Raw genomic sequence first — 21,932 nt, forward strand, 5'->3', positions numbered from 1 at the left:
GCTGTTTCCTCTCATCGGCTCAGGTCGCTCTCGAACTCGTCGATCTCGTCCTGGGACAGCTCGATCAGGGACAGATCGGAAGGGGTGAGGCCGCCGGCCTCGGGGTTGTCGGCGTGCGCGGCCAGCGACCGCAGCGCCTCGAACCAGTAGCCGGCCAGCTGCCGGACGTCCTGCTCGGAGAACAGCTCCTGCGGCCAGGACCAGACGGCGACCAGGTGCGGGCCATCGGGCCGGTCCTGGGTGATGGCGTTGACCGTCAGGGAGTGGGCCATCGGGACCTCGGGGGCGCTGCCGCCGCCCAGGGTCTCGGTGGCCTCCGGCGGGGCCGACCAGTCCTCGGCGGCGGCCGCGGTGGCCTCCGCCGCGGCGAACCGGCCCAGGTAGTTGAAGCCGAGCTGCGGGGCGGGCGTGCCGGCCAGCTCCGCGGCGGTGCCGGGGTTCAGGTAGCGCAGCAGCCCGTAGCCGATGCCCTTGTCGGGGATCTCCCGGACCTGCTCCTTGACCCGCTTGAGCGCGTCGCCCGCGGCGGGGCCGCCGGACCACAGGCCGGGGGCCGCGGGGTCGCCCGGGTCCACCGCCACCGGGTACAGGCTGGTGAACCAGCCGACCGTGCGGGACAGGTCGACGCCCTGGGCCACTTCTTCGCGGCCGTGGCCCTCCAGCCCCACCAGCACGCCGGAGGCGTCGCCGCGGCCGTGCTCGGCGCGCCAGCGGGCGACCGCCAGGGCGAGGCCGGTCAGCAGCACCTCGTCCACGCCGGCGTGGAACAGCGCCGGCACGCGGCCCAGCAACGGCTCCGTCGCGTCGGCGGACAGTTCCACCGTGATCTGGCGGGCGCTGCCCGCCACGTCACGGGCGGGGTCGAGCGGCCGTTCGGCGAGCAGCGGGTCGCGGGTGCCCGCGATCCGCCGCCACAGCGGGAGTTCGGCCAGCCGCGCCGGGTCCTGGGCGACCGTGGTCAGCAGCCTCGACCAGCGGCGGAAGGAGGTGCCCACCGGTTCGAGCGCGACCGGGCGGCCTTCCGCGACCGCCTCCCAGGCGGCCTTCAGGTCCTGCTGCACGACCCGCCAGGACACGCCGTCCACCACCAGGTGGTGGGCCAGCACCAGGAGCCGTCCGTGCTGCCCGGCCCCGGCGTCCAGCCACACGACGCGCACCATCGCTCCCCGCTCCGGGAGGAGTTCGCGCTGCGCCAGCTCCTGCCGGCGGCTGACCTGCGCGATCAGGCCGCCGGGCGCCGCCGGGTCGGCCTCCACCCGCGTGATCAGGGCGGCGGCGTCGACGGCGCCGCGCTCGGCGATCTCCAGCCGGGGCCGCGCGGCGTCCCGTACCAGCCGGGCCCGGAGCATGTCGTGGTGGTCCACGACGGCCTGCACGGTGGCGGTGATGCGGTCCGCGTCGGCGCCGAGCGGCAGTTGCAGCAGGGCCGCCTGGTGCACGGTCTCGACCGGTCCGCCGCGCTCGAGCAGCTCGTGCATGACCGGGGTGAGGTCGAGTTCGCCGACAGCGTCCTCGGGGTCCTCCTCGGCCGCGCCGGTGCTGTCCTGCGCGTGGCGGGCCAGCGCGCGTACGGTCTTGTGCTTGAACACGTCCCGCAGGCTGATCACCAGTCCGGCCTGGCGGGCCCGGCCGGCCAGCTGGATGGAGACGATGCTGTCGCCGCCCAGCTCGAAGAAGTCGTCGTCGAGACCGACCGACGGGAGCCCGAGGGCTTCCGCGAACAGCGTGGCCAGCAGTTCCTCCCGGGTCGCGGAGGCGGGCGCCTGGGGTGCGGCGTCGGACGCGGGCCCGGCCGCGGGGGGCGTCGCGCGGCCGGCGACCAGGGGGCTGACCTCGGCCGCCCAGCGGTCCAGGCCCCCGGCGGTGGTCCGGCCGGCCGGCCGGTCCGGGTCGGCGGCCATCTCCTCCAGCGTGCCGAGCAGTCCGGCGACCAGCCGGTCGGCCTCCTCCGGCAGGAACAGGTCCGGCCGGTAGCCCAGGCGCAGCAGCAGCTCCTGGCCGGCCAGGCCGGCGTCAAGGGTGAGCGGGTAGTGGGTGGCGTCGCTGGTGTGGACGTCGAGGATCCGCACGGCGTCGGTGGCGGCGTCCTCCACCCCGGCCTGGTCCACCGGGTAGTTCTGGAAGACCAGCAGGGTGTCGAAGAGCTCGCCGGCGCCGGCGGCCTTCTGCAGGTCCACCAGGCGCAGGTACTGGTGGTCCACCAGCTCGGTCTGCTGGTCCCGCAGCCGCACGAGGAGGTCGCGGACGGGCTCGTCGGCAAAGGTGCGCAGGCGCACCGGGACGGTGTTGATGAACAGCCCGACCATGCGCTCGACCCCGCGGACCTCCGGTGGCCGGCCGGAGACGGTGGCGCCGAAGACCACGTCCCGGCTGCCGGTGGCCCGGCCGAGCACCAGGCCCCAGGCGGCCTGGACCAGGGTGTTGACGGTGACCCCGAGCCGGGTGGCCAGGTCCGTCAGGGCAGTGGTGAGTCCCGGCCCGGCCTGGGCCATGACCCGGGCCGGCAGCACCGGCGCGCGGTCCGGGTCGGCCGGGGCGAGCAGTGTCCCGCCGGCCAGTCCGGCCAGTTCCGACTGCCAGGCGCGCTCGGAGGCGTCCTGGTCGCGGCCGGACAGCCAGGCCAGGTAGCTGCGGTAGGGCGGGGCGGGCGGGAGGGCGGAGGCGTCGCCGCCGGCGTGGTAGAGCCGGATCAGCTCCTCCAGCAGGACGGGCGCCGACCAGCCGTCCAGCAGCAGGTGGTGGTGGGTCAGCACCAGCCGGTGCCGGTCCGCCGCCAGCCGCACCAGGGCGCAGCGCAGCAGCGGCGGGGCGGTGAGGTCGAAGCGCCGCGCGGCCTCGGCGGCCGTCAGCCGGTCGAGCTCGGTCCGCTGCCGCTCCGGGTCCAGCGCGCTCAGGTCGGTCTCGTGCCAGGCGGGATCGGCCTGGGCGGGGATGACCTGCACGGGCCGGGCGAGACCCTCGTGGACGAAGGCCGCCCGCAGGTTCTCGTGCCGTGCCAGCAGGGCGGCGACGGCCGCGCGCAGCGTGTCCGGGTCCACCGGCCCGGCCAGGTCGATGCCGAGCTGGGTGGCGTACACGTCGAGGCCGCTCTCGCTGTAGAGCGAGTGGAAGACCAGGCCCTCCTGGAGGGGGGCGAGCGGCAGCACGTCGAAGGAACCGGTGCGGCCGGCTTCGAGCAGGTCGATCTCCTGCTGTTCCAGGCGTACGAGGGGGAAGTCCGACGGGGTGCGGCCGCCGGCCGCGTCCTGCCGGGCGTGCCGGACCAGCGCCGCCAGCGCCTGCTGCCAGGTGGTGGTCAGTGCCTCCATCTCGTCGGTGGTGAACAGCGCGTCGGGCCAGGTCCAGCGGGCGAACAGGCGGGGCCCGTCCGGGTGGTCCCGGGTGGACAGGTTGATCTCGATGGGGTGGGCGACGGGGGTGTCCGGGTGATCGCTGCTGCCCGCCAGCTCGGTGCCGGTGATGTCCCAGGCCCGGGCCTCGCCGGGCTCGGCGACGTCGAAGCGGCCGAGGTAGTTGAAGAGGATCTGGGGTGCGGGGCAGCGGGCGAGCAGCGGAACCGTCTGCGGGTTCAGGTACCGGAGCAGGCCGTAGCCGAGGCCCTTGTCGGGCACGGTGGCCAGCTGTTCCTTGATCCGCTTGACGGCGTCGCCGATCTCGGGGCCGCCGGCCAGGGCCGCCTCCCAGCGGTCGGTGCCGGGGTCGAGGCGTACCGGCGACAGGGCGCTGAACCAGCCGACCGTACGGGACAGGTCGGTGTCCGGGCCCAGTTCCTGGCGGCCGTGGCCCTCCAGGCCGATCAGCACGTCCGTGCCGGGCCGCCCGCCGCGGCCCGCACGCCAGTGGCCCACGGCCACCGACAGCGCGGTGAGCAGAACCTCGGTGACGCCGGTGTGGAACAGGCCCGGGATCTCGGCCAGCAGCGGCTCGGTCTCCTCCGGGGACAGCGTGAGTTCCACACTGCGCACGGTGCCCGCGACGTCGCGGGCCGGGTCGAGCGGCCGGTCGGAGAGCAGCGGGTCGGGGCCGGACAGGGTCCGGGTCCACAGCGGCAGTTCCTCACTGCGGGCCGGGTCGCACGCCTCGGCTGCCAGGCGCTGGGCCCAGGCGCGGTAGCTGGTGCGCACGGGCTGGAGCCGGGGTTCACTCCCGGCGGCCAGCGCCTCCCATGCGGCCCGCAGGTCGGGCAGCAGGATCCGCCAGGAGACCCCGTCCACCGCCAGGTGGTGGACGACGAGCAGCAGCCGGTGGTCGCCGCCGGGGCCGGCATCGAACCAGACGGCGCGCAGGATCGCGCCGTTGTCCGGGTCCAGCAGGGCCTGGGCGGCCGCCTCGCCCTCCCGGATCGCGGTGACGAGATCGTCTCCGGTCAGGCCCCGGACATCGGCCCGGGTCAGGACGCCGGCGGCGGGCACGGTGGAGCGCTGCCGGGCCTCCAGGCTCCACACCTGGTTGCCGGCCCGGCGGCTCAGCCGCAGCCGCAGCGCGTCATGGTGGTCGATCAGCGCCTGGAGCGAGCCGGTGACGAGGCGTTCGTCGGCGTCGCCGGGCAGCCGGACCATGACTTCCTGGTGGAAGCGCTCGACGGGGCCGCCGCGTTCGCGCCACCAGTGGACGACCGGGGTCAGGGGGATCTCGCCGATACCGGCGTCGGCTTCGCCGGCGTCCGCGGCGTCCGCCGCGTCGAGGGCGCGGGCGGCGGCGGCCAGTTCCTCGATGGTGCGGTGGCGCAGCACGTCCGCGGCGGTGAATTCCAGGCCTGCCTCACGGGCCCGGCTGACCAGCTGGATCGAGACGATGCTGTCGCCGCCGAGGGCGAAGAAGCCGTCGTCGATGCCGACGTACGGCACGCCGAGGAGGTCGCCGACGAGGGCGCAGATCAGCTGCTCCTTGGCGTCGCGCGGCGCGCGGCCGGCTGCCGAGCCGGCGCGGTCGCCGAGGTCGGGCTCGGGCAGGGCGGCGCGGTCCACCTTGCCGTTGGCGTTCAGCGGCAGGGCGTCGAGCGTGGTGTAGCCGACGGGGACCATGTACTCCGGCAGCCGGGCGGCGAGGTGCTCGCGCAGCTCGTCGGGGCCGGCCGGAGTGCCCACGGCGACGGTGCAGGCCACCAGCCGGCGTCGGCCGGAGGCGTCCTCGTGGACGGTGACGGCGGCGTGCGCGACGGCCGGATGGGCGGTGAGCGCGGCCTCGATCTCACCCGGCTCGATCCGGAAGCCCCGGACCTTGACCTGGTCGTCGGCGCGGCCGACGAACTCCAGCTCGCCGTCGGCGTTCCAGCGCACCAGGTCGCCGGTGCGGTACATCCGCTCGCCGGTTGCGCCGTAGGGGTGGGCGACGAACCGCTCCGAGGTCAGTGCCGGGCGGCCGAGGTAGCCGCGGGCGAGCCCGTCGCCGGCCAGGTACAGCTCGCCCGTGGCGCCGGCCGGCACCGGGCGCAGCGCGTCGTCGAGGACGTACGCCCGGGTGTTCCACAGCGGGGTACCGATCGGCGGGTGGACCGCTCCCGACTGGGGGCGGCTCATGGTGGCGCAGACCGTGGTCTCGCTGGGCCCGTAGACGTTGATCAGCCTGCGGCCCTCGGACCAGTGGGCGACCTGGTCGGGCCGGCACTTCTCGCCGCCGACGCCCAGGGTGCGCAGGGTGGGCAGCGGGGAGTGCGGCAGGGTGCCGAGCATGCCCGCGGTGATCTGGAGATGCGTGACGCCGTGGTCGCGGACCAGCGCCGCCAGTTCCTCGCCCGCGGGGGCCTTGTGGCCCTGCGGCAGCACCAGGGCGGCGCCGGTCAGCAGGGTCATCGCCAGGTCGGCCAAGGAGACGTCGAAGCTGGGCGAGACCGCCTGGAGAACCCGGCTGTCCGCGTCGATCGAGAAGTTCTCCGCGTGCGACCCGGCCAGGCCGGCGATGCCCCGGTGGGTGACGACGACGCCCTTGGGGCGGCCGGTCGACCCGGAGGTGTAGATGACGTACGCGGGGTGGGCGGGCAGCGGCGGCGTGTCCGGGTCGTTCTCCGGGGCGGCGGCCACGGCGGCGCGCACCTCGGGGTCGTCCACGCTGACGGCGGCCGTGCCCGCGGGCAGCGCGCCGAGCTGGTCGCGGACGTCCCCGGTGGTCAGCACCAGGGCGGGCCGGGCGTCGTCGAGGATGTACGCGATCCGCTCGGCGGGGTAGCCCGGGTCGACAGGCAGGTAGGCGGCGCCGGCCTTGAGGACGCCGAGGGTGACGGCGAGCCAGTCCGCCGACCGCGGCACGGCGACCGCGACGTGCTGCTCGGGGCGGACGCCGCGGGCGATGAAGTGGTGCGCCCACTGGTTGGCGCGCGCGTTCAGCTCGGCGTACGTGAGCTGCGTCCGGCCCGCGATGACGGCCGGGCGGCCGGGGGCGGCCTGGACGCGGGCGCTGAAGAGCGCCGGGAAGGTGCCGGCGTCGACCTCGTGCGCGGTGTCGTTCCATTCGGTCAGGACCCGGTGCCGCTCGGCCGGCGTGAGCAGGTCGATCCGGCTGACCCGGGTCTGCGGGTCGGCGGTGACCGCATCGAGCAGGGCTTGGTACCGGGCCGCCAGCGAGGCCACGGTGGCCCGGTCGAACAGGTCGGTGCGGTAGCTGATCAGCCCGCCGAGCCCGGCGGGCGCGCCGTCCTCGGTGAACGTCTCGCGCAGCTCCACGCCCAGGTCGGTCTTGGCGGAGGTCAGCTCGACATCGGCCGGGGCCGCGGTCAGGCCGGGCAGCCGCAGCGCCGGGGCGGTGTTGTTCTGGAAGGCGAGGAACACCTGGAAGAGCGGGGTGTGCGCCGGCGAGCGCTCGGGGGCGAGCCTGTCCACCAGCCGCTCGAAGGGCAGGTCCTGTTGGGCGTAGGCCGCGAGGTCCGCGGACCGCACCCGGGCCAGCAGCTCGGCGAAGGTCGGGTCCCCCGAGGTGTCGGTGCGCAGCACCAGCGTGTTGACGAAGAAGCCGACCAGCTCCTCCAGGGCCTCGTCCTGACGGCCCGCGACGGCGGTGCCGATGGGGATGTCGGTGCCCGAGCCGAGCCGGGTCAGCAGGGCGGCGAGTGCCGCCTGCGCCACCATGAACATGCTCACCTGGTGTCTCTGCGCCAGGCCCGTGAGCCGGGCGTGCAGGTCCGCGCCGAGGGTGAACTCGACCGCGGCCCCCGACGGGTCCGGCTCCGCGGGGCGGGGCCGGTCGGCGGGCAGCTCCAGCGCCGCCGGGGCGCCGTCCAGGGCGGCGGTCCAGAAGGCGAGCTGACGGGCCGCGAGGCTCTGCGGGTCGCTCTCGTCGCCGAGCAGGTCGCGCTGCCAGAGGGTGTAGTCGGCGTACTGCACCGCCAGCGGCGTGAAGGCGGGGGCCCGCCCGGCCTGCCGTGCCGTGTAGGCGACGGAGAGATCGCGTGCCAGCGGCGCGTTCGACCAGCCGTCGGAGGCGATGTGGTGCAGGTTCAGGAGGAGGACGTGCTCCTCCTCGGCAATGCGGAACAGAGTGGCCCGTATCGGCAGTTCGACGGCGAGGTCGAAGCCGCGGGCCGCCTCGCGCTGCAGCGCCTCGGCCAGCTCGGCCTCGGACACGTCCGCGGCCTCGAAGGGCACCTCGGCCCCCGCCGGGTCCGCGACGGCCTGGCGGGGCTTGCCGCCCGGGTCGGGGAAGGTGGTGCGCAGGGACTCGTGGCGGGTCAGCACGTCGGCCAGGGCGGCCCGCAGGGCGGCGTGGTCCAGGGTGCCGGTCAGCCGGATGCCGATGGGAATGTTGTACGAGCCCGTCGGGCCCTCCAAGCGGTTCAGGAACCACAGCCGGCGCTGGGCGGCGGACAGCGGGAGCTCCTCGGGGCGCTCGTACGGGGCCAGGGCGGGACGCTCGGAGCCGTCGGAGCCCCCGGAGGTGACCCGGGCGGCAAGCCGCGCCGGGGTGGGCGCCTCGAACACGGCGCGCACGTCCACCTCGGCGCCGAAGGCGGCGCGGACCCGGCTGAGCAGCCGGACGGCGCTGAGCGAGTTGCCGCCGAGCTGGAAGAAGTCGCCGTCCGCGGGGACCTGGGGCAGGTCGAGGACCTGTGCGAAGAGCGCGCACAGGATCTCCTCCTGCGGGGTGCGCGGGGCGCGGGCGCGGGTGGTGCCGAGGGCGGCGAACTCCGGCTCGGGCAAGGCCGCGCGGTCCAGCTTGCCGTTGACGGTCAGCGGCAGGGCGTCGAGGACGACGACGGCCTCGGGGACCATGTAGTCGGGCAGGGCGGCGGCCAGGGCCGCGCGGACGGCGGCGCCGTCCGGGCCGGCGCCGTCCGCCGGGACCACGTAGGCGACCAGGCGCTTGCCGCCCTCGCCGCCGTCGCGGACCACGACCGCCTGGGCGGCGACGCCCGGCAGCGCTGCGACGGCGGCGGCCACCTCGCCCGGCTCGATGCGGTGGCCGCGCACCTTGACCTGGTCGTCGGCGCGGCCGACGAAGACGAGGTTGCCGTCGGGCAGTTGGCGGGCCACGTCGCCGGTGCGGTACATCCGGGAGCCCGCCGGGCCGTAGGGGTCGGCGGTGAAGCGCTCCGATGTCAGGGCCGGGCGGTCGAGGTAACCGCGGGCCAGGCAGGGGCCCGCGAGGTAGAGCTCGCCGGCGACGCCCTCGGGGACCGGGCGCAGCGCGGCGTCCAGCACGTAGGCGCGGACGTTGCCCTGGGGGCGGCCCATCGGGACGGGGCCGGGGGGCAGGTCGGCGCCGGGCTCGATGCGGTATTCGGTGACGTTGACGGTGGCCTCGGTGGGCCCGTACACGTTCCAGACCACGGCCTGGGGGTGGCGCTCGCGCCAGGCGGCGACCGCTTCCCCGAGCAGGGCCTCACCGCCGAGCAGCAGCTCGGTCGCGGGCGAGTACCCGTCCGGGAGGGCGCCGAGCAGCGGCAGGTGGCTGGGTGTCGCCTTCATGAAGGTGACCGGGGCCTCGGCGAGCCGCGCGGACAGCTGCGGGGTCTCCTCCAGGGCCGCGATGATCACGGTGCCGCCGACGGTCAGCGGGGTGAACAGCGCGGTGACCGTGAGGTCGAAGGAGACCGGCGAGTGCAGCAGGGCGCGCCCGCTCGCGCCGGGATAGGCGAGCCCGGTCCAGCCCAGGTAGTCGGTCACCGAGCGGTGGGCGACCACGACGCCCTTGGGGCGGCCGGTGGAGCCGGAGGTGTAGATGACGTACGCCGGGTGGTCGGGGAGCGCGGCGCAGTCCGGCGCGGTGGCGGGGAGCGCGGCCAGGGCGGCGGCGGTGGCCGGCTCGTCGAGGACGAGGCGGGGCACGTGGGTGGCGGGCAGCCGGCCGGCGGCGGCTCCGGTGGTGACGAGCAGCCGCGGCGCCGCGTCGGCGAGCAGGTAGCCGAGCCGGTCGTGCGGGTAGGCCGGGTCCAACGGGACATAGGCCGCGCCGGACTTCAGGACGGCGAGCAGCGCGACGACGAGGTCGGCGGAGCGCTCCAGGGCGAGGGCGACCCGCTGCTCGGGGCCGGCGCCGCGGGCGGCGAGGGCGTGCGCGAGCCGGTTGGCACGGGCCTCCAGCTCGGCATAGCTGATCTCGGCGTCGCCGTCCACGAGCGCGATGGTGTCCGGGGTGCGGGCCGCCTGGGCCTCGATCAGCTCGTGGACCAGGGCGTCCGAGCCGGGCACGGTGACGCCGGCGGCGCCGGTCGTCCGCCGCCGGGTGTCGGCGGTGCCGAGCAGGTCGATCCGGCCGACCGGGGTGCCGGGCGCGGTGGCGAGGGTTTCCAGCACGCGGCGCAGCCGGCCGGTGACGGATTCCACCAGCGCGCGGTCCAGCAGGTCGGCGCGGTAGTACCAGTTGAGGGTGAGCCGGTGGTCGTCCTGCATGACCACCATGCCCAGCGGGTAGTGGTTGTCGCCCTTGGTGTCCACCTCGGACAGCGCCAGGCCGTGCGCGGTCTGCATCGCGCCGGGCTCCGCGGGGAAGTTCTCGAAGACCACGGCGGTGTCGAAGAGGCTTCCCAGGCCGAGGAGCTGCTGGATGTCGGCGAGGCCGAGGTAGTGGTGGGAGAGGAGTTCGACGCGGCGCTGCTGGACGTCGGCGAGGGTGTCGGCGAGGGAGCGCGCGGGGTCGACCCGGACGCGGACGGGCACGGTGTTGCTGAACAGGCCGACCATGGACTCCACGCCGGGCAGCTCCGGCGGGCGGCCGGAGACCGTCTCGCCGAAGAGGACGTCGTCCCGGCCGGTCAGCTGGGCCAGCACGATGCCCCAGGCGCCCTGGACGACGGCGTTGAGGGTGAGGCCATGGGTGCGGGCGGCGGCGGTGAGGCCGGCCACCAGCCCGGCGGGCAGCTCGTCGACGATGCGGCCCGGCAGGGCGGCGGCCGTGCCCGCGGCGGCGGGGGCCACCAGGGTCGGCTCGGCCACTCCGGCGAGCGCGGTGCGCCAGGCGTGCTCGGCGGCACTCCGGTCCTGCCCGGCCAGCCAGGCCAGGTAGTCCTTGTACGGGGCGACCGGCGGCAGTGCCGCGAGGTCGCCGCCGCTGCCGTACAGCGCGAACAGCTCGCCGGCCAGGATCGGCGCGGACCAGCCGTCCAGCAGCAGGTGGTGGGCGGCGAACAGCAGCCGGAAGGTGTCCTCGCCGAGCCGGATGAGGGTGAAGCGCAGCAGCGGCGGGCGCTCCGGGTCGAAGCGGCGGGCCCGCTCGGCCACCAGCAGCCGGTCCAGCTCGGCACGCTGCTCGTCGGCGTCGAGCGCGGTCAGGTCGATCTCGTTCCAGGGCACTTCGGCCTCGGCCGGGATGAGCTGGACGGGGGTCCCCTCGGCTGTGCGGCGGAAGGCGGCACGCAGGCTGGCGTGGCGGGCGAGCAGCGCGGCGACGGCGGCGCGCAGCCGGCCGGTGTCGAGGTCGCCGCTCACGTCCAGGGCGAGGCGGGTGATGTACACGTCCTCGGCCTGCTGGTCGTACTCGGTGTGGAAGAGCAGGCCCTCCTGGAGCGGGGAGAGCGGCAGGATGTCGGCCAGGCCCGGCTGGACCTGTTCCAGGGCGGTGATCTCGTCCTGGCCGAGACCGGCCAGCGGCACGTCGGAGGGGATCAGCCGGCCGGCGCCCTCCGGCCGCCGGGCGCGCTCGGCCAGCGCGGCCAGTGCCTCGAACCAGCGCTCGGCGAGCTGCCGTACGGCACCCTCGGTGAGGAGCTCGCCCGGCCAGGTCCAGGTGGCGGTCAGCCGGGGGCCGTCGGCGTGCGTCTCGGTGACGGCGTTGGCGGTGAGCGCGTAGGGCAGCGGGGTGGCCTGGTCCGCGCCGCCGCCGAGGCCGGCGTCCTGGGTGTCGTCCGCGCCCGACTCGCCGATCCGGCCGAGGTAGTTGAAGCCGATCTGCGGCTCGGGAAGCCGGGCGAGCGCGACGGCGGTTCGCGGGTTCAGGTAGCGCAGCAGGCCGAAGCCGATGCCGTTGTCGGGGATGGCGCGCAGTTGTTCCCTGACCGCCTTGAGGGCGGCGGCCGGGTCGGCGCCCGGCGCTCCCGGGTCGAGCCGGACCGGGTAGAGGCTGGTGAACCAGCCCACGGTGCGGGACAGGTCGGCGCCTTCGACGATGTCCTCACGGCCATGGCCTTCGAGGCCGACCAGCACGGAGGAGTCGTCGCCCAGGCCCTGGGCGCGCCGCCAGTCGGCGACGGCGGTGGCCAGCGCGGTCAGCAGCACATCGTTGACCTGTGCGTTGAACGCGGCAGGTACCGGACCGAGGAGGGCTCCGGTGAGGTCGGCGGGCAGCCGCAAGGTGAGGTGCCCGGCGGTGGCCAGGGTGTCACGCCCGGCGTCCAGGGGCCGCTCGGTGAGCAGCGGGTCGGGCCCGGAGAGTATGTCGCGCCACAGCGGCAGTTCGCGCAGGCGCCCTGCCTCGCCGGCGGCGGCGGTGAGCGCCTGCGCCCAGCGGCGGAAGGAGGTGCCGACGGGCTCGGGGGTGAAGGAGCGGCCCTCGGCGGCCGCGTCCAGGGCGGCCGCGAACTCGGGCAGCAGGATGCGCCAGGAGACCCCGTCGACGGACAGGTGGTGGATGACCAGCAGCAGCCGGCCCGGCTCGGCGGCTCCAGCGTCGAACCAGACGGCCTGGACCATGCGGCCCTGCTCGGGGGCGAGCCGGCCCTGCGCGTCGGCGGACTCCCGCTCGATGACGGCCCGCTGGGCATCGGCGCCGAGTCCGCTGACGTCGACACGGGTCAGCGAACCGGCGGCGTCGACGGTCCCGGGCGGGGTGATCTCGAGCGTCCACTCGTCGATGTCCTCGATGCGGGTCAGCCTGAGCCGCAGTGCGTCGTGGTGGTCCAGGAGGGTCTGGAGGACGCCCGTGACGCGGGCGGTGTCCAGTCCGGCGGGAACCGGCAGCGGCATCGCCTGGTGGAACGGGTCGACGGGGCCGCTGTGTTCGCTGAACCAGTGGATGATCGGGGTGAGCGGCACCGCGCCGACGCCGTCCGAGGGAGCGCGGCGGCGCGCCGGGGCGGCAGCCTCCTTGGCGACGGCGGCCAGCGCCTCGACGGTCTTGTGGGTGAAGACGTCACGCGGGGTGAAGCGCAGCCCGGCCTTGCGGGCCCGGCTGATCAGCTGGATGGAGCCGATGCTGTCGCCGCCCAGCTCGAAGAAGCTCTGGTCCACGCCGACCTTCGGCACGCCGAGGATCTCCGCGAAGAGAGCGCACAACAGCTCCTCGCGCTCGGTGGCGGGGGCGCGGCCCTCGCCGGCGGGGGCCTGCGGGGCGGGCAGCGCCTTGCGGTCGAGCTTGCCGTTGACCATCAGCGGCAGCGCGTCGAGGGTGACGAAGACGGCGGGCACCATGTACTCGGGCAGCGCGGCGCCGGTGTGCGCGCGCAGCGCTTCGGCATCGGGAGCGGCGTCGGGTCCGGGGACCACGTACGCCGCCAGCTGCTTGACGCCGGGCTGCGGTTCGTGGATGACGACGGCGCTCTCGGCGACGGACGGGTGGCGGCGCAGCACCGCCTCGATCTCGCCCAGCTCGATGCGGAAGCCGCGGATCTTGACCTGGTCGTCGGCCCGGCCGACGAACTCCAGCTGGCCGTCCGGGCGGTGGCGCACGATGTCGCCGGTGCGGTACATGCGGGTGCCGGGGGCGCCGAACGGGTCGGCGGTGAAGCGTTCGGCGGTCAGCCCGGCGCGCCTGAGGTAGCCGCGGGCCAGGCCGGGGCCCGCTACGTACAGCTCGCCGGCCACACCGGCGGGCACCGGGCGGAGCGCGCCGTCGAGGACGTACAGCCGCGTGTCGTGGACGGCGGTGCCGATCGGCGGAACGCTGCCGGCGGGCTCCAGGGGGGCGCTGATGGTGGCGGCGACGGTGGACTCGGTCGGCCCGTACGCGTTGACCATGCGGCGGCCGGGCGCCCAGCGCTCGACCAGCTCGGCTGAGGTCGCGTCACCGCCTACGACGAGGGTGGTGAAACCTTCGAGGCCGGCGGTGGGGACGCCGGCCAGGGCGGCCGGCGGGATCAGGGCGTGCGTCACCTTCCGCTCCGCGATCAGCTCCGCGAGCGGCTCGCCCGCGAGCGCACCCGGCTCGGGCACGACCAGCGCGGCACCGGAGGTGAGGGCCATGCACAGCTCCAGCACGGAGGCGTCGAAGCTCGGCGAGGAGAACTGCAGCACCCGGCCGCCCTCCCCGACCGCGAACCGCTCCCGCTCCGAGGCCGCGAAGGCCGCCAGCCCCTCGTGGGTGACGAGCACGCCCTTGGGTACGCCCGTCGAGCCCGAGGTGTAGATCAGGTACGCCGGGGAGGCCGTGGAGACCGGGCCCGCGGGCCGCGCTCCGGCCTGCGGAAGCTCACCGTCCAGCTCGATCACCGGCACGTCGGCCACCGCCGGCACCGCGCCTGCGTGCTCCGAGGTGGTCAGCACCGCGGCAGGCGCCGCGTCCTTGAACATGAACGCGATCCGCTCGGCCGGGTAGTCGGGGTCCACCGGCAGGTACGCGGCGCCGGCCTTCTGCACCGCCAGCGCGGCCACGACCGACTCGACGGAGCGGCCCAGAACCAGCGCCACGATCTGTTCGGGGCCGATCCCCAGCCCGGCCAGCCGGCCCGCCAGCTCGTCGGTGCGCGCGGCCAGTTCCGCGTACGTCAGCACCGTCCCGGCCGACTCGACGGCGACCGCGTCCGGGGTTCGGGCGGCCTGCGCGGAGAACAGCGCGGGGAAGGTCTTCGGGGCCACCGCCGGCGCGCCGGCCCCGGCCGCGACCAGGCGCCCGCGCTCCTCGTCGGAGAGCAGGTCCAGGCCCGCGACCGTGCGGTCCGGGTCCTCGGCGATCGCACCGAGGAGCTTGACGAGGCGGCCGCCGATCACCTCGGTCTGCTCGCGGGTGAACAGGTCGGGGCGGTAGTTGAGCAGCAGCCGCAGCCGGCCCTCGTACACGTGGGAGACCAGGCACAGCGGGTAGTGGTTGGCGTCGAGCACGTCGAAGCCGTCGATGGCCAGGTCGCCGGCGAGGTCGCGCAGGTCCTGGAGGTCGAAGGGGAAGTTCTCGAAGGCGACGTACGTGTCGAAGAGCTCGGCGTGGCCGGAGACCCGGTGGATGTCGCGCATGCCGGTGAACTGGTGGGCGGACATCTCCAGGTGCTCGCCCTGGAGCCGGGCGAGCACCTCGCGCAGCGAGTCGGCGGCGTTCACCCGGACCCGCACCGGCAGGGTGTTGATGAGCATGCCGACCATGCGCTCGACACCGGGCACCTCCGGCGGGCGGCCGGAGACGACCGTGCCGAAGACCACGTCGTCGCGGCCGGAGAGCACGGAAAGCAGCAGGCCCCAGGAGCCGTGGACGGCACTGGAGAAGGTCAGGTCCGCACCGCGCAGCCGGGCCGACAGCGCCTCGGTCTCCTCGGTGGACAGCTCCAGTACCAGCTGCTCGGGGTGCACAACCTCGCGGGTCGGGTCGGCGGGGATCAGCCGGGTCGGGGCGTCGATCCCGGCCAGGGCCTCGCGCCAGGCCGCCTCGGAGGCGGCTCGGTCCTGGCGGGCCAGGTGGGCGAGGTGGTCGCGGAAGGGGGTGACGGGCGGCAGCGCGGAGGCGTCGCCCCCGTTGCCGTAGACCTGGAACAGCTCGCCGAGCAGGACGGAGGTGGACCAGCCGTCGAGCAGGATGTGGTGGAAGGTGATGAGCAGCCGCGCCGAGCCGACGCCGAGCCGCACCAGGCGGTAGCGCATCAGCGGCGGGCGGGTCAGCTCGAAGCGGTGGTTCTTCTCCTCGGCCTGGATGCGGGCGAGTTCGGCCGTCCGCCGGTCGGCGGGCAGAGCGCCCAGGTCGTCCTCCTGCCAGGGCAGGGCCGCCTCGCGGGCCACCACCTGCACCGGACGGCTCTGCTTGGGGTGCAGGAAGCCCACCCGCAGGTTGGCGTGGCGGGCGAGCAGCGTCTCGGCGGTGGTGCGCAGGACCTGCGCGTCCACGTCGCCGCCGAGGTCCAGCACGACCTGCACGGTGTAGACGTCGTTGCCGGACTCGTCGTACAGCGCGTGGAAGAGCAGCCCCTCCTGAAGCGGGGACAGCGGGAGAATGTCCTCGGGACCCGACTTCGTCATTACAGCGTCCTCCACTCGGCTTCGAGCCCGTCGATCTCGTCTTGGGAAAGGTCCACCAGCGCAAGGTCTGATGGGCTGTAGCCGCCCGCGTCCGGGAGCTCGGCGTGTTCGGTCAGTGCCCGCAGCGCGCGGGAGAAGGTGTCGTGCAGCTCACGGACGTCGGTGTCGGTGAGCAGCCGTCCGGGCCAGGCCCAGGTGGTCAGCAGGCGCGGCCCGCCGGGTGCGTCGAGCGCCGCCGCGTTGATCTCCAGTACATGCGACAGCGGCAGATCGGCGCCCTCGGCGAGGACGGCCTCGGTCTCCAGGGCCGCCTCCCAGTCACCGGCCCCGAGGGACTGGCGCCCGAGGTAGTTGAAGAGCAGGGGCGGGGTGGCGAGCGCGGCCAGTTCGGGGCCCGCGGCCGGGTCGAGGTGGCGCAGCACGCCGTAGCCGATGCCCTCGTCGGCCACGTCGCGCAGTTGCTCCTTGACGCGTTTGAGGGCGGCTCCGGCGGCGTGGCCCGCGGCCCACAGGCCGGCCCAGTCGGTGACGCCGGGATCCAGCCGGGCGGGCCGGATGGTGGTGAACCAGCCGACCGTGCGGGAGAGGTCCACGCCGTCGGAGAACTCCTGGCGGCCGTGGCCCTCGATGTCGATGAGCACGTCGCGGCCGGCCGCGCCGCGCCGCTCCCGCCAGTGCGCCACGGCCAGGGCCAGGGCGGTGACCAGCAGCTCGTGGACGCTCGCGTTGAGCACGCCGGGCAGCCGGTCGAGGAGCGCGGCGGTCTGTTCGGCGGGCAGTGTCACGGTGAGCTTGCGGGCTCCGGCGACGGTGTCCCGGGCCGGGTCCAGCGGCCGGTCCGTGAGGTACGGGGCGGGCAACCGCAGCGTCTCGCGCCACAGCGGGAGTTCGGCTGCACGGGCGGGTGCCTGCGCTGCCAGCAGCTCGGCCCACCGGCGCAGCGGGGTTCCGACGGGGGCGAGTCGTGGCTCCTTGCCCTCCCGTACGGCCTCCCAGGCGGCCCGCAGGTCGGGCAGCAGGATCTGCCAGGAGACGCCGTCCACGACCAGGTGGTGGGCGGCGAACAGCAGCCGTCCCGGGGCGTCGGGGCCGACGTCGAACCACACCAGTTGCACCGTGCGGCCCGCGCCGGGGTCGAGCCGCGCCCAGGCCTCCTTGGCCTCAGCGGCGATCAGCGCGGACAGTTCCTCGGTGCCGAGCCCTGCGGCTTCCACCCGGCGCACCAGGGGCGTGGCTACGGCGCTGCCACGCTCGGCGACCTCGTACGCCCAGCGCCCGTCCGGCCGCCCGCGGTCCAGCCGGATCCGCAGCGCGTCGTGCCGGTCCAGTACGGCCTGCAGGGCGGCGGCCAGGTCGGCCTCGCCGAGTCCGGCCGGAACCTGGACCAGGCTCGACTGGTGGAAGGCGTCCACCGGGCCGCCGCGCTCCTCCAGCCAGCGCATGACCGGGGTGGCGGGCAGTTCGCCCGTCCCGGCATCGGCGTCGTCCTCGGCCGGCCCGCCCGGCGCCGCTGCCTCGACGTGGGCCGCGAGGGCGGCGACCGTCTTCAGCTCGAAGACCTCCTTGGGGGAGAAGGTCAGGCCCTGGCGGCGGCCCCGCGCGACGAGCTGGATCGAGACGATGCTGTCGCCGCCCAGTTCGAAGAAGCTGTCGTGCAGGCCGATGCTGTCGGCGCCGTCCCGGCCCAGCACGTCCGCGAAGAGCGCGGCGATCGCATCCTGCACGGGCGTGCGGGCCCCGGCCGGGGCGACCGCGGCCGGGCCCGCGGCGGCGGGCGCGGGCAGCGCGCCCCGGTCGAGCTTGCCGTTGGGGGTGAGCGGCAGCGCGTCGAGGACGACCACCGCGGCGGGCACCATGTAGGCGGGGAGCGGCCCCTGGGCGTGGGCGATCACGTCGGCCGGGTCCGGGTACCGGCCCTCGGCGGGCACGACGTAGCCGGTGAGCCGGCGGTGGCCGGTGCGGTCCTCGTGTACGGCGGCGGCGGCGTGCGCGACACCCGGGTGACGGGCCAGCACGGCCTCGACCTCGCCCAGCTCGATGCGGAAGCCGTTCAGCTTGACCTGGTCGTCGACGCGGCCGAGGTATTCCAGCTCGCCGTCGGTGCGCCACCGGCCCACGTCGCCGGTCCGGTACATCCGGGCGCCGGGCGGGCCGTACGGGTCGGCGACGAAACGCTCGGCGGTCAGGCCGGAGCGGCCCAGGTAGCCGCGGGCGAGCTGGCCGCCGCCGATGTAGATCTCGCCGGCCACGCCGGGTGGCACCGGCTGGAGCGCCGGGTCCAGGACGTAGATGACCGAGTTCCACATCGGGCGGCCGATGGGCACCGGGCCGGCGGGCGCGGCGTCGTCCGGGCCGATGCGGTACTCGACGCAGCCGACGGTGGCCTCGGTCGGGCCGTACTCGTTGATGACGGTGACACCGGAGCGCCCTTCCCGCCACTCGTCGACGGTCTCACCGAGCAGCATCTCGCCGCCGACGACCAGCTCCTGTACCGGTGAGAACTCCTCGGGAAGCACCGCGAGCAGCGCCAGGTGGGAGGGGGTCGCCTTGAGGAACCCGGGGCGCGGCGCGCCGCTGCCGGGGCCCTCCAGGGCAGTGACGCGGACGGTCCCGCCGCTGATCAGCGGGCCGTACAGGGCGGTCACGGTGAGGTCGAAGGAGACCGGGGAGTGCAGCAGCGCGGACTCGGCGACGGACGGGTACCGCTCACGGACGTAGGCCAGGTAGACCGCGACGGTGCGGTGCGTCACGACGACGCCCTTGGGGCGGCCGGTGGAGCCGGAGGTGTAGATGACGTACGCGGGGTGCTCCGGCGCCAGCGGGGCGGTGCGGTCGGCGTCTGCGGGGTCGGTCACCGGGGAGTGGCGCTGGGCGGTGACGTCCAGCACGGGCAGCCCGGCGGGGACGGCGTCGAGGGTGCCGGGCCCGGCCAGCACCAGCGCGGGCGAGGAGTCCTCCAGCATGTACGCGATGCGCTCGGCCGGGTAGTCGGGGTCGACGGGCACATAGGCCGCGCCGGACTTGACCACCGCGAGCAGTGCGGTCACCAGGTCGGCGGAGCGGGGCAACAGGACCGCGACGCGCTGCTCGGGGCCGGCGCCCATCGCGATCAGGGCGTGCGCCAGCCGGTTGGCCCGGACGTCGAGTTCAGCGTACGTGAGGGCCGTGTCACCCTCCACCAGCGCCGGCGCGTCCGGGGTGCGGGCGGCCTGGGCCTGGAACAGCTCGGGCAGCAGCGGTCCGGTCGGCACCACCGGTGCGGTGCCGAACTCGCCCAGGACCAGGGAGCGTTCGGAGTCGGACAGGATCCGGATGGCGCTGACCCGGCGGCCGGGGGCGGCCGTGAACGCCTCCAGGACGCGTACCAGGCGGGCCGCCATCGCCTCGATGGTGGCCCGGTCGAACAGGTCGGTGCTGTACTCCAGCCGGCCGGAGATCCCGGCCGGGGCCTCCTGGCCGGCCGACCGCTCGTCCAGCCCGAAGAGCAGGTCGATCTTGGTGACGCCGGGGTCCACCTGCTGCGGGGTGGTGGTCAGACCGGGCAGCTCCAGGGTGGACTCGGCCGGGGTCTGGACGTCCATCATGACCTGGAAGAGCGGGTTGCGGGCGAGCGAGCGTACCGGGTTCAGCGCCTCGACGAGCCGCTCGAAGGGCACGTCCTGGTGGGCGTGGGCGGAGAGCGCCATCTCCCGGGAGCGGCCCAGCAGTTCGCTGACGGTCGGGTCGCCGCTGAGGTCGTTGCGGAAGACCACGGTGTTGACGAAGCAGCCGATCAGCTCGTCCAGCCGGGCGTCGCCGCGCCCGGCGACCGCGCTGCCGAGCGGGATGTCGGTGCCCGCGCCGAGCTTGCTCAACGTGACGGCGACGGCGCTCTGGAGGACCATGAAGAGGCTGGCCCGGTGGGCGCGGCCCAGCTCGATCAGACGGCAGTGCAGACCGGGGTCTATGTCGAAGCGCACGATGTCGCCGCGCTGGCTCAGCTCAGTCGGGCGCGGCCGGTCCATCGGCAGGGCCAGTTCCTCGGGCAGGCCCGACAACTGGCCCTTCCAGTAGGCGAGCTGACGGCCCAGCGGGCTGTCCGGGTCGGTCTCGTCGCCGAGTGCGGTCTGCTGCCACAGGGTGTAGTCGGCGTACTGCACGGCCATCGGCGTGAAGGCGGGGGCGGCGCCCCGGGCGCGGGCGGTGTAGGCGGTGCCCAGGTCGCGGGCGAGCGGGGCCAGCGAGAGACCGTCGGCGACGATGTGGTGCAGTACGACCAGCAGGACGTGCTCCTCGGGACCGAGGACCAGCAGCCGGGGCCGTACGGCGAGCCCGGCGGTCAGGTCGAAGCCCTCCGCGACGGTCGCGGCGACGGTGGCGTCCAGCTCCTCGGCGGTGACCGGCCGCTCGATGAGCCGCGCCTGGGCGGCGGCATCGGCCGGGGTCAGGATCTCCTGACGGGGGCGGCCGTCGGTCTCGGGGAAGACGGTGCGCAGGCTTTCGTGGCGGGCGAGCACGTCCGTGACCGCCGCGGCGAGCGCGGCCCGGTCCAGGCGCCCGGAGAGCCTGAGCGCGAGACCCATGTTGTACGCGCCGCTCGGGCCCTGAAGCCGGTTGACCAGCCACAGCCGTTGCTGGGTGAGGGAGAGGGGCAGCTCGTCGGGGCGCGGCTGGGGGCGCAGCGCGGCAGCGGCCGGCCGGTCCTCCCGCTCGGTGAGGGCGGCGAGGGCGGCGACCGTGGGGTTCTCGAAGACGGTACGGATGGAGAGTTCGGCGCCGAAGGAGTCACGGATGCGGCCCAGCAGCCGGATCGCGGTCAGCGAGTGGCCGCCCAGGTCGAAGAAGTTGTCGTCCACGCCGACCGGCGGGGCGTCGGCGGCCGGCTTGAGGACGTCGGTGACGAGCGCGCACAGCGCCTCCTCTCGGGGCCCGGTGGGCGCCCGGTAGGCGGCGCGGGTCTGCGGCCCGGGCTCCGGCCCGCCGCCCTGCTCCGGTGGGGTCCACCCGGCGGGCGCGTCCAGTGGCACGGACTCCAGGGGGGTGTCCGGGGCGGATCCGGCCAGTGCGGCGAGGTAGCCGGTGAGCGCCTGGCGGTGGCCCAGGAGGTCGGCTTCGCCGTAGAGGTCGGCGTTGGCGTGGAGGTCGATGAGGAAGCCGTCGCCGGGTGTGCGGTTGTCCACGATGAGGGACAGGTCCTCCTCGGGACCGATGGAGAAGCCCCGCACGGTGGCGTCGTGCCCGGCGAACTCCAGCCGCTCGCCGTACATGATCAGGTTGATCTCGGCGCCCCACAGCCGCTTGCGGTCGCCGACCAGGCCGAGGTCGCGGTGGATGTCCTCGTAGCGGTAGCGCTGGTGGCGCAGGGCCTGGTGGAGGGTGTCACTGACGGTGCGCAGCAGGCCGGCGACGGTCTGCCCGGGGGTGAGCCGGATTCTGACCGGCAGCGCGTTGGACACCATGCCGGGGGTGCGCTTGGCCTCGGCGCCGAGGCGGGCGGAGGTGGCCAGGCCCAGCACGATGTCGTCGGCGCCTGTGAGCCGGTGCAGGTAGCCGGCGATGGCTGCGACGACGGCTGCCGGCCAGCTCACGCGGGTTTCCCGGGCGAGGTCCCGCAGGGTCTCGGCATCGGCGGCGGGAATCTCGCCGGCCTGCCGGACGTGGTCGACCGGCACCCGGCCGGGGCGGGGGGCGAGGCTGACGGGGTCGGCGGCGCCGATGCCCTCGAGCGCCTGCGTCCAGTAGGCGCGGTCCGTGGTGAACTGCTCGGAGGCGCGGTAGGCGGTATCGGTGGCGACCAGGCCGGCGAAGCTGCCGAACGGGCTGGGCTCGGGCTCGGCGCCGGTGGCCAGGGCGGTGTAGAGCGCGGCCGCCCGCGCGGCGATCAGACCCCAGCTGTAGCCGTCCACGACGGCGTGGTGGACACGGCTGAACCAGGTGTAGCGGTCGTCGGCCAGTTTGAGCAGGGCGAAGGTGAACAGCGGGTCGACGGCCAGGTCCACTGGCGTGGTGACGTGGGCGAGCATCCACTCCTCGGCGGAGGCCGCCGGGTCGGCCGCGCCGCTGAAGTCGGGGGTGTGCAGGACCCAGCCCAGTTCGGCCTCGGACAGCACGGTCTGCACCGGCCCGTCGGGGCCGGGGAGGAAGCGGACCCGCAGCGTCTCGGCCTCGTCCACCGTGCGGCGCAGCGCCGCCTCGAACAGCCCGGCGTCGACCGCTCCCGCGATCTCCACGCATTCGGCGATGCTGAACATCGGGTTGTCCGGGTTGATGTGCTGGGCCAGCCACATTCCGTGTTGAGCGGCCGTCAGCGGCAGCTGGTGTCCATTCCGATCGGCCATTGCCATTCACTCCGATTGAGTAGACGCGTCGAGACCCGGGGGGAGAACGCCGGACTGCCGTTGCGGCGGCGGCGGCGACCCGATCACACTACGAAGC

2 protein-coding genes are annotated in these 21,932 nt (G+C 75.0%); both read right to left on the minus strand.

What is annotated here, in order from left to right:
- Nucleotides 1-11: 11 nt before the first annotated feature.
- A complete protein-coding gene (locus AMK26_RS16325) occupies nt 12-15,518 on the minus strand; it encodes a non-ribosomal peptide synthetase (protein WP_073755350.1) in 15,507 nt (5,168 codons plus the stop codon).
- Complete coding sequence (locus tag AMK26_RS16330; RefSeq protein ID WP_073755351.1) at nt 15,518-21,835, minus strand: non-ribosomal peptide synthetase; 6,318 nt, start codon at nt 21,833-21,835, stop codon at nt 15,518-15,520. Before AMK26_RS16330 ends, AMK26_RS16325 begins: the two co-directional genes overlap by 1 nt.
- Between the last annotated feature and the right edge of the window lie 97 nt (nt 21,836-21,932).

Source organism: Streptomyces sp. CB03234 (genome assembly GCF_001905885.1).
Classification (GTDB): Bacteria; Actinomycetota; Actinomycetes; order Streptomycetales; family Streptomycetaceae; genus Streptomyces.